5 protein-coding genes are annotated in these 7,728 nt (G+C 72.8%); 3 read left to right on the forward strand and 2 right to left on the reverse strand.

All coding sequences use genetic code 11. From position 1 onward, the window contains the following. Positions 1–809: 809 nt before the first annotated feature. Complete coding sequence (locus tag ABZ172_RS29805; protein WP_356888437.1) at positions 810–1,622, reverse strand: helix-turn-helix domain-containing protein; 813 nt, start codon at positions 1,620–1,622, stop codon at positions 810–812. A 340-nt stretch (positions 1,623–1,962) separates the two neighbouring features. Here ABZ172_RS29805 and ABZ172_RS29810 point away from each other — a divergent pair, with 340 nt between their 5' ends. Together ABZ172_RS29810 and ABZ172_RS29815 are read left to right on the forward strand one after the other, a co-directional pair. Beyond that, complete coding sequence (locus ABZ172_RS29810; protein WP_356888439.1) at positions 1,963–3,396, forward strand: FAD-dependent oxidoreductase; 1,434 nt, start codon at positions 1,963–1,965, stop codon at positions 3,394–3,396. Between the two features lie 301 nt (positions 3,397–3,697). After that, positions 3,698–5,371: a SpoIIE family protein phosphatase gene (locus ABZ172_RS29815; protein WP_356888441.1), complete on the forward strand. Its 1,674-nt coding sequence runs from the start codon at positions 3,698–3,700 to the stop codon at positions 5,369–5,371. A 6-nt stretch (positions 5,372–5,377) separates the two neighbouring features. On the opposite strand, the gene ABZ172_RS29820 is transcribed toward ABZ172_RS29815, so the two are convergent. Next, positions 5,378–6,673, reverse strand: coding sequence for an MFS transporter (locus ABZ172_RS29820; RefSeq protein WP_356888445.1), 1,296 nt, complete (start codon positions 6,671–6,673; stop codon positions 5,378–5,380). A gap of 135 nt (positions 6,674–6,808) precedes the next feature. On the opposite strand from ABZ172_RS29820, the gene ABZ172_RS29825 reads away from it, so the two are divergent. Continuing rightward, a complete protein-coding gene (locus tag ABZ172_RS29825; protein WP_356888443.1) occupies positions 6,809–7,366 on the forward strand; it encodes a MarR family transcriptional regulator in 558 nt (185 codons plus the stop codon). Positions 7,367–7,728: the final 362 nt, after the last annotated feature.

The following is a 7,728-nucleotide window of genomic DNA, read 5'->3' on the forward strand; positions in this document are numbered from 1 at the left end:
CACCACCACCCGAATGTGATTACGCCCGGGGGGGCCCAGGCACCCGCGGGGGCCCCCCCCCCCCCCCCCCCCACCGCCCCCCGCCCCCCCCCCCCCGGGGGCCCCCCCCCCCCGCCCCGGGGGGCCCGCCCGCGACCCCCGCGCCCTGGACGCCCTGACCGCCCGTACGGGGTGCCACCCCGTCTCGCTCGGGCATCCCGCGCCGCGGACGCTCAGGCATCGGATACTCAGGCATCCCGCGCCGCGGGTAACACCCGCGCCACCCGCACGGGATGTACCACCCGGACGGGATGTACCACCCGCACCGCGCAGATCACTGGGGCCGTCCGCGCCCGCGTACGTCACCGTGCGGGAGCCACGGCCCTCCGGCCGGCTCCGACGCCCAACGGGCGGGCGAGGAAACGCAGTCGGCATCCGCTCCGGACCGCCACCAGGAGCCGCGGTCGGCCGTCCGACCCGGGGGCGCCCCGGGACGTCCAGGACCGTCCAGAGGCAGCGGGAGCCCCGGGACGCTGCCTGACCCGCTGCTCGTCCCGGCCCGCTGCCCGGCCCGGGCCCCGGAAGCCAGGCCGGGGTGTCCGGCTCGTGGAGCCGCAGCCCGGCGCCGGACGTGGTGGCCCAACTCCCGCTCTCCGTCAGTCGCGTGCAGCCGGCGCCCCGGCTCCGGTGTCCGCCCGCCCCGCCGCGCACGAGCCCCGCAACGGTGCAGGACCGGTCGTCGGGGGCCGCGCATCGCGCGCACGAGCCCCGCACTCCCGATCCGGGTCCGCCCCGAGTCGAGGGTGGTGTCCGCGCCCTTCTCCCCGCACCTACGCCGGGCGGGAGCGGAGTCCCTCCAGCAGGATGTCCAGCAGCCGGGCCGAGGCGGCGGCCTGCTGAGCGGGGTCCGGCAGGGCGGGCGCCGCCGTCGCGATGACCAGCAGCACGTCCGCCACCGTCACATCGCTCCGCAGCTCACCCGACTCGCAGGCCCGGTGCACCAGTCGGCCCACGACGTCGAGCAGCTCGGCCGTCCCCGGAGCGTCGTCGAGGCCCTCCTCGCCGCCCGTGGGCCGGGTGTCGAGGACGGATCCGGCCGGCTCCACCCCCTGCCGCTGGTGCGGGACGCGCGTCTCGTCGTCGGCGGTCCCCGTCCCTGCCGCCACCGGCAGCTCGTCCTGCTGCGCCTCGACGCGCAGCACCTGGGGCGGCAGCAGCCGCCCCGCACCCGACGCCACCGACGTCCGCAGGAAGCGGGAGAGCGCCGACCACGGTTCGTCCTCCTGGCCGAGGGCCGAGCGCGCCTGGTCGGTCAGCCGGGCGGTCTCCTCCTCCGCTATGCGGCGGACCAGCACGTCCTTGCTCGGGAAGCGGCGGTAGACGGTGCCGACACCGACCCGGGCGCGGCGTGCCACGTCCTCCATCGGTGCGCCGTACCCCAGCTCGCCGAACACCTCACGCGCGGCGCGCAGGACGTGTTCGAGGTTGCGCTGCGCGTCCACGCGCAGCGGTGCGGAGCGGACGGTGCCGCCCGTGACCCCGGGCGCGGTGACGGTGCCGACCGCGCCGGCAGGGCCCGGCCGGCCGCGGTCCTCGGCGGAGGCAGCGACAGCGCTCGGCCCTTGCAGATTCTGAATGTGCATGACTTCCCCCGGTTATGACGTCTCCCCCCGGAGACTTCCCCACCCGTGTCTCTCGGTGTGTGGACCCCAGTCCGAATCCGACACCCCGACGGGTTACGAACATAGTTGAGCCCAGGTCAATTCAGAAGGGGGTAGTTCCGCACGGAGCGCCCCCCGATCGGAGCACGATCCGGTCGGACTCCGGTTCACCCCCTGCGGGTGGGTCCGTCCGCCGTACCTGACCTGCACGGCTCCCGAAACGGAGGGGGACCGTGGGCCGTCGGGCGGGCGGAGCGGTCCGGTCACACAATTTGTCGGGCCTGTGGACAAACTCGGGACTCCGTTGCCTCATGGGATGGTGATGGCACCAGATTCCCGGGGAGCGCTCCCCGGCACCCGGCCAAGTGTGCGCATTCTCGTCGTCGGCGGCGGCTACGTCGGGATGTACACCGCCCTGCGTCTCCAGCGGAAGCTGCGCCGGAGACTGAGAGGCGGTGATGCCGAGATCGTGGTGGTCACGCCCGAGCCCTACATGACGTACCAGCCGTTCCTGCCCGAGGCCGCCGCCGGTTCGATCTCGCCGCGCCATGTGGTCGTGCCCCTGCGCCGGGTCCTGAAGGACTGCACGATCGTCATCGGTGAGGTGGAGCGGGTCGACCACGCCAAACGCACGGCGACGGTGACCACGCTCGCCACCGGGGAGGACGGCACCGGCGCCCTGGAGATCCCGTACGACGAGATCGTGCTGGCGCCCGGATCCGTGTCGCGCACCCTGCCGGTCCCCGGTCTCGCCGACGTCGGCATCGGTTTCAAGACCGTCGAGGAGGCCATCGGTCTGCGCAACCACGTCATCGAGCAGATGGACATCGCCTCCGCCACCCGCGACCCGGCCATCCGGGACGCGGCCCTCACCTTCGTCTTCGTCGGCGGCGGGTACGCGGGCGTGGAGGCGCTCGCGGAGCTGGAGGACATGGCCCGGTACACCTCGCGGTACTACCACAACATCAAGCCGTCCGACCTGCGTTGGATCCTGGTCGAGGCGACCGGCCGCATCCTTCCCGAGGTCGGCGAGGCGATGGGCACGTACGCCGTCAGGGAGTTGCGGGGCCGCAACATCGACGTGCGGCTCGACACCCGGCTGGACAGCTGCGAGGGCCGGATCGCCGTGCTGAGCGACGGCTCGCGCTTCCCGACCCGCACCCTGGTGTGGACGGCGGGCGTGAAACCCGCACCGGTCCTGGCCGCCACCGACCTCCCCCTCACGGAACGCGGCCGGATCCGCTGCACCGCGGCGCTCTCCGTCGACGGCGTCGAGCACGCCTGGGCCGCCGGCGACGCGGCGGCCGTCCCGGACCTCACCGCGTCCGAGCCGGGCACGGACACCGCGCCCAACGCCCAGCACGCGGTGCGCCAGGCCAAGGTCCTCGCGGACAACCTCCTGGCCGTACTCGCGGGCCGGCCGGTCGAGGACTACCGGCACTCCTACGCCGGGTCCGTCGCCTCGCTCGGCCTGCACAAGGGCGTGGCGCACGTCTACGGGCGCAGGCTCAAGGGCTACCCGGCCTGGCTGATGCACCGGGTCTACCACCTCAGCCGTGTCCCGACGTTCAACCGGAAGGCGCGGGTCCTCGCCGAGTGGACCCTCGCCGGACTCTTCAAACGGGAGATCGTCTCGCTCGGCTCCCTCGAACATCCGCGCGCCGAGTTCGCCCTCGCCGCCCGTGGACACGTCCCTCCGGGCTCACCCGGGCAGCCCCCGCCGGAGGGTGACAGACCGCCGGGCGTGTCCGGTTGACCCCTGGCCCGCCACGCCCCGGCGCGCCGGGGGAACGGCTCGGATTCAGCCGATGGACCGACTGCCGTACGGCAACTGTCAGTACGGTCGGTCACACTGGGCGTGTGACCATTGGTGGGCTCGCACCTGCGCAGAGTGATCCAGCAGGCGGTCACCCATCGTGACCGGCAGCGAGGACCAACCGCACCAATGAGGCCAGGCAGCGCGTTCCCGGAAGCCAGGCCGGGGCGCCGGACTCCGGACCAGCAGACGAACCAGCTCGCCCGAGCGGGCCAGACCGACACACGAGGCCAGAAATTCCGTGAACTTCACGCGCTGGAGCGCCCGCTTCCCCGGAACACAGCGTCGAGCCGCCGCACGGGACGACCACAGTTCCGTGCCCGCCGCGCGCGCCGAGTCCGTCCGGCCGAAGGCCACGGTCGCCCCACCGGACGGCGCCTCGGAACCCTCCGGCCGGGGCCCCTCGCCGGAGGCCCCGTCGGCGGGCGAGCTCCTCGGCCGGCTGCCCGCCCCCGTCGCGCTGCTGCACGGCCCCGAGCACCGCATCACCTACGTCAACGCCGCCTACACGGCGGCCTTCGGACCCCGCCCGTGCGGCGAGCCCGCGGCCGAGGCCATGCCCGAGCTCGCCGAGCTCAGCCTGCTGCCCCTGATGGACCAGGTCCTGCGCAGCGGCACCCCGCGTACGGTCAAGTCCCGCAAGGTCCTGGCCGGCAACTCCTACACGGTCACCTGCACCCCGGTGGCCACCGGCGACCCGGACGCACCCGACGGGGAGGCCGGGGAGGCGGGCGTCCTCGTCTACGCCACCGACGTCACCGACCACGCCGAAGCGGCGGAGCGGCTCCGCGCCAGCGAGCGCCGTCTCCGCGAGACGGCCGTCACCCTCCAGCGGTCGCTGCTGCCGCAGGACCTCGAACAGCCGGACGACCTGCGCATCGCCGCGACGTACCAGCCGGGCGGCACGGACGCGGCCGTCGGCGGCGACTGGTACGACGTCATCACCCTGGGCGCCGGCCGCACCGCGCTCGTCATCGGCGACGTGATGGGGCGCGGTGTGCGGGCCGCCGCGGTCATGGGCCAGCTGCGCACCGCGGTCCGGGCCTACGCCCGTCTCGACCTGCCGCCGCACGAGGTGCTCCAGCTCCTCGACGGCCTGGCCGCCGAGATCGACGCCAGTCAGATCGCCACCTGTGCCTACGCCGTCCACGATCCCAACGAAGGACACCTGGTCTACGCCTCCGCCGGTCACCTCCCGATCCTGGTGTGCGACGAGGACGGCACGGTGCACCAGGCCCAGGACCCGACCGGACCGCCGCTCGGCACCGGCGGCTGGATCCACACCTCCGGGACCATCCCGCTGCCGCCCGGCTCCACGGCCGTCCTCTACACGGACGGCCTGGTCGAGCGCCGCAGCGAGGACATCGACGAGGGCGTCGCGGCTCTGGGACGCGCCCTGTCGGGGGCCAAGGGCTCGCCCCAGGTGGTCTGCGACCGGCTGATCCGCTCGCTGGGCGTCACCGCGGAGCACGACGACGACGTGGCGGTGCTCGTGGTCCAGCACCCGGCGCGCACCGGCGCCAGCGCGGAGCTCTTCCACAACGCCTCGCTCGACCTGCTCGGCGGCATCGAGGCCGCCCCGCGGGCCCGCGCCTTCGCCACGGGCGTCCTGTCCTCCTGGCGCTTCCCCATGGAGCTCTGCGACCTGGGGGTGCTCGCCACGAGCGAGCTGGTGGCGAACTCCCTCCAGCACGGCACCCCGCCCATGCGCCTCGGTATGCGGCGGACCGACCGCCGTCTGATCATCGAGGTGACGGACGGGGACGACCACCTCCCGCGCCGCCGGCGCGCGGACCCCGCGGACGAGGCGGGACGCGGCATCTCCATCGTCGCGACGATCGCCTCGTCCTGGGGGAGCCGCCGCACCCCCGGCGGCGGCAAGGCGGTCTGGTGCGAGTTCGAGCTCCCCGGCTGACCGCCCTCAGCGCACGCCACTGGGAGCGGAGGCCTGCTCCTTCCCCGGCAGCGACACGGCGACCACGCGCGACGGCACCGTCGCGAGGGAGGGCTGGTCCTGCACGGGGGAGAGCCGGCGCCCCAGCTTCAGCGCCAGCACGGTGATGCCCAGCGAGAACAGCACGAAGGTCACGATGTACGGCCCGTGCAGCGACGCCCCCATGGGCCCGCCCACCGCAGGCCCGACGGCCAGCGCGAGCTGCTTCACCAGGGCGAACGCCGAGTTGTACTGACCGACCATGGCCTCCGGCGCCAGGTCCGCGACGAGCGGCGCCACCGTCGGCGACAGCATCGCCTCACCCAGACCGAAAAGGGCGTACGTCGAGATCATCGCGGCCGTCGCCATGGTCTGGCTGCCGTGCCCGAGCCCCGCGTACCCGGCCACGATCCAGGCGAAGGCCCAGATCAGACCGACCCACGCGATGACCCTGCTGCGCCGCCGGCGCTCCACGAGCCGGAGCACGACGAACTGCGCGACGACGATGACGGCCGTGTTCGCGGCCAGCGCGACGCCCAGGGTGGACGGATCGATTCCGGCGGCCTCCGTGCCGTAGGCGGCGAGACCCGACTCGAACTGTCCGTAGCAGGCGAAGAAGATCACGAAGCCCAGCACGCACAGCTGGACCATCGCCCGGTGCGAGAGCAGCACCCGCAGTCCGGCCTTGGGCGCCGCACCGTCGGCGGGCACCGAGGTGAGGGAGCCGGCACGCGGCATGCGCACGGTGGCCGCGACCACACCGAGCGCCACGAACATCGCCGCCTCGATGAGGAACAGCAGGGTGAAGCTCGACGGACGGTCGACGTCCACGAGCTGCCCGCCGACCAGACCACCGATGCCGAGCCCGAGGTTCTGCAGGAAGAACTGCATGGCGAAGGCACGGGTCCGGGTCGACGCGCTCGAACACCACACCAGCATCGTGGCGAGCGCCGGCTGCATGACGGCGGTGCCCGCGCCGAGGACGGCGGCGGACAGCACGGTGGACGTCACGCCGTCCGCGACGCCGAGGGCGCCGGCCCCCACGGCGGCGGCAGCCGCGGCCACGACCAGCACGGGCAAGGGGCCGCGCCGGTCGATGGCCCGGCCCGTGAACGGCAGCACGGCCAGCGCGGCCATGGCGAACACCGCCAGCACGACACCCGCCGTACCGGCACCGAGATCCCGCACCTGCGCCACGTAGACGTACAGATACGGGACGGTGAATCCGAGTCCGAACGCGCTCAGCGCGCTGCCCAGCTGGATCCGCCGCAGCGCTGCGCCCATCTCCCTGGTCACACTCACCTACCTCATACGAAGAACCTTCAAGTACAGACCCATAGACTTTAGCACTAAAATTAGATGCTGAAGTCTTCACGTCGAAGGACTTCGAGGCGATGAGGGCGTGCCATACTGCCCGCCATGTCTGACACCAGCGAGCAGCCCGCGCTCCAGGAGCCGAGCCTCGACGAGCAGATCGCGGCCTACCAGCGCGAGTTCAGGGATCTCGACCCGCAGGTCGAGCAGATCGTCTCCGCCCTGGGCCGGCTGAACCGGCGCATGAACGTCGCATACGGACGGCAGGTGGCCGCCCTCGGCATCAGCAACGCCGAATGGGAGGTCCTCAAGACCCTCGTGCTGTCCGGCAGCCCGTACCGGCTGGGTCCGGGGGAACTCGCGAAGCGCCTCGGGCTCACCCCCGCCGCGATGACCCACCGCATCGACCGCATGGCGGGCGAGGGCCTGGTCACCCGCGACCGGGACGAGACCAACCGGGTGCGCGTCATCGTCGAGCTGACGGACGAGGGCCGTGCGAAGTGGCTGGAGGCGATGCGGATGGCCACCACCTTCGAGGAGGACCTGCTCCAGGACCTCTCGGGCGACCAGCGCGGCGCACTGGGCGAGATCCTCATCCGGCTCCTGCACCGGGTGGAACACGAGCAGCCGGACGCCGGCGGCCGCCTCACCGACCTGGGCTGACGGCGACGGGACGGCGCCCGGGAGCGGGGGAGGGCGGCGGTTTGACACGCCCCCCGGCCGTCCGTAAGGTTCTTCGAGTTGTCCCGGAGCCCGGACGGTCCGAGGGCAGCCGATCCCGCCGCAGATGCGGCAAACAAACTCAGTACGACCTCCCACCGGGGAGAATTTCGGCATGCCGGAATTCAATTCGACGACTCGATTATGAGTCAACGGGAGAATCCGCTAGAGTTTGAGCGTCGGAACGGCCCGAGGGCCGGGAAGGCAAAGCCCGCTGACTGGGAATCAGGCCCGAATGGATCTGATAGAGTCGGACTCGCCGGAAAGGGAAACGCGAAAGCGAAGAACTGGAAAGCGAATAGCAG

Source organism: Streptomyces sp. NPDC006296 (assembly GCF_040613235.1).
Lineage (GTDB): Bacteria > Actinomycetota > Actinomycetes > Streptomycetales > Streptomycetaceae > Streptomyces.

Bases quoted from the DNA above. Each gene is read 5' to 3' on its own strand.
- ABZ172_RS29825 (WP_356888443.1), top strand. From the start codon at position 6,809: ATGTCTGACACCAGCGAGCAGCCCGCGCTCCAGGAGCCGAGCCTCGAC.
- ABZ172_RS29810 (WP_356888439.1), top strand. From the start codon at position 1,963: ATGGCACCAGATTCCCGGGGAGCGCTCCCCGGCACCCGGCCAAGTGTG.
- ABZ172_RS29805 (WP_356888437.1), bottom strand. From the start codon at position 1,622: ATGCACATTCAGAATCTGCAAGGGCCGAGCGCTGTCGCTGCCTCCGCC.
- ABZ172_RS29820 (WP_356888445.1), bottom strand. From the start codon at position 6,673: ATGGGCGCAGCGCTGCGGCGGATCCAGCTGGGCAGCGCGCTGAGCGCG.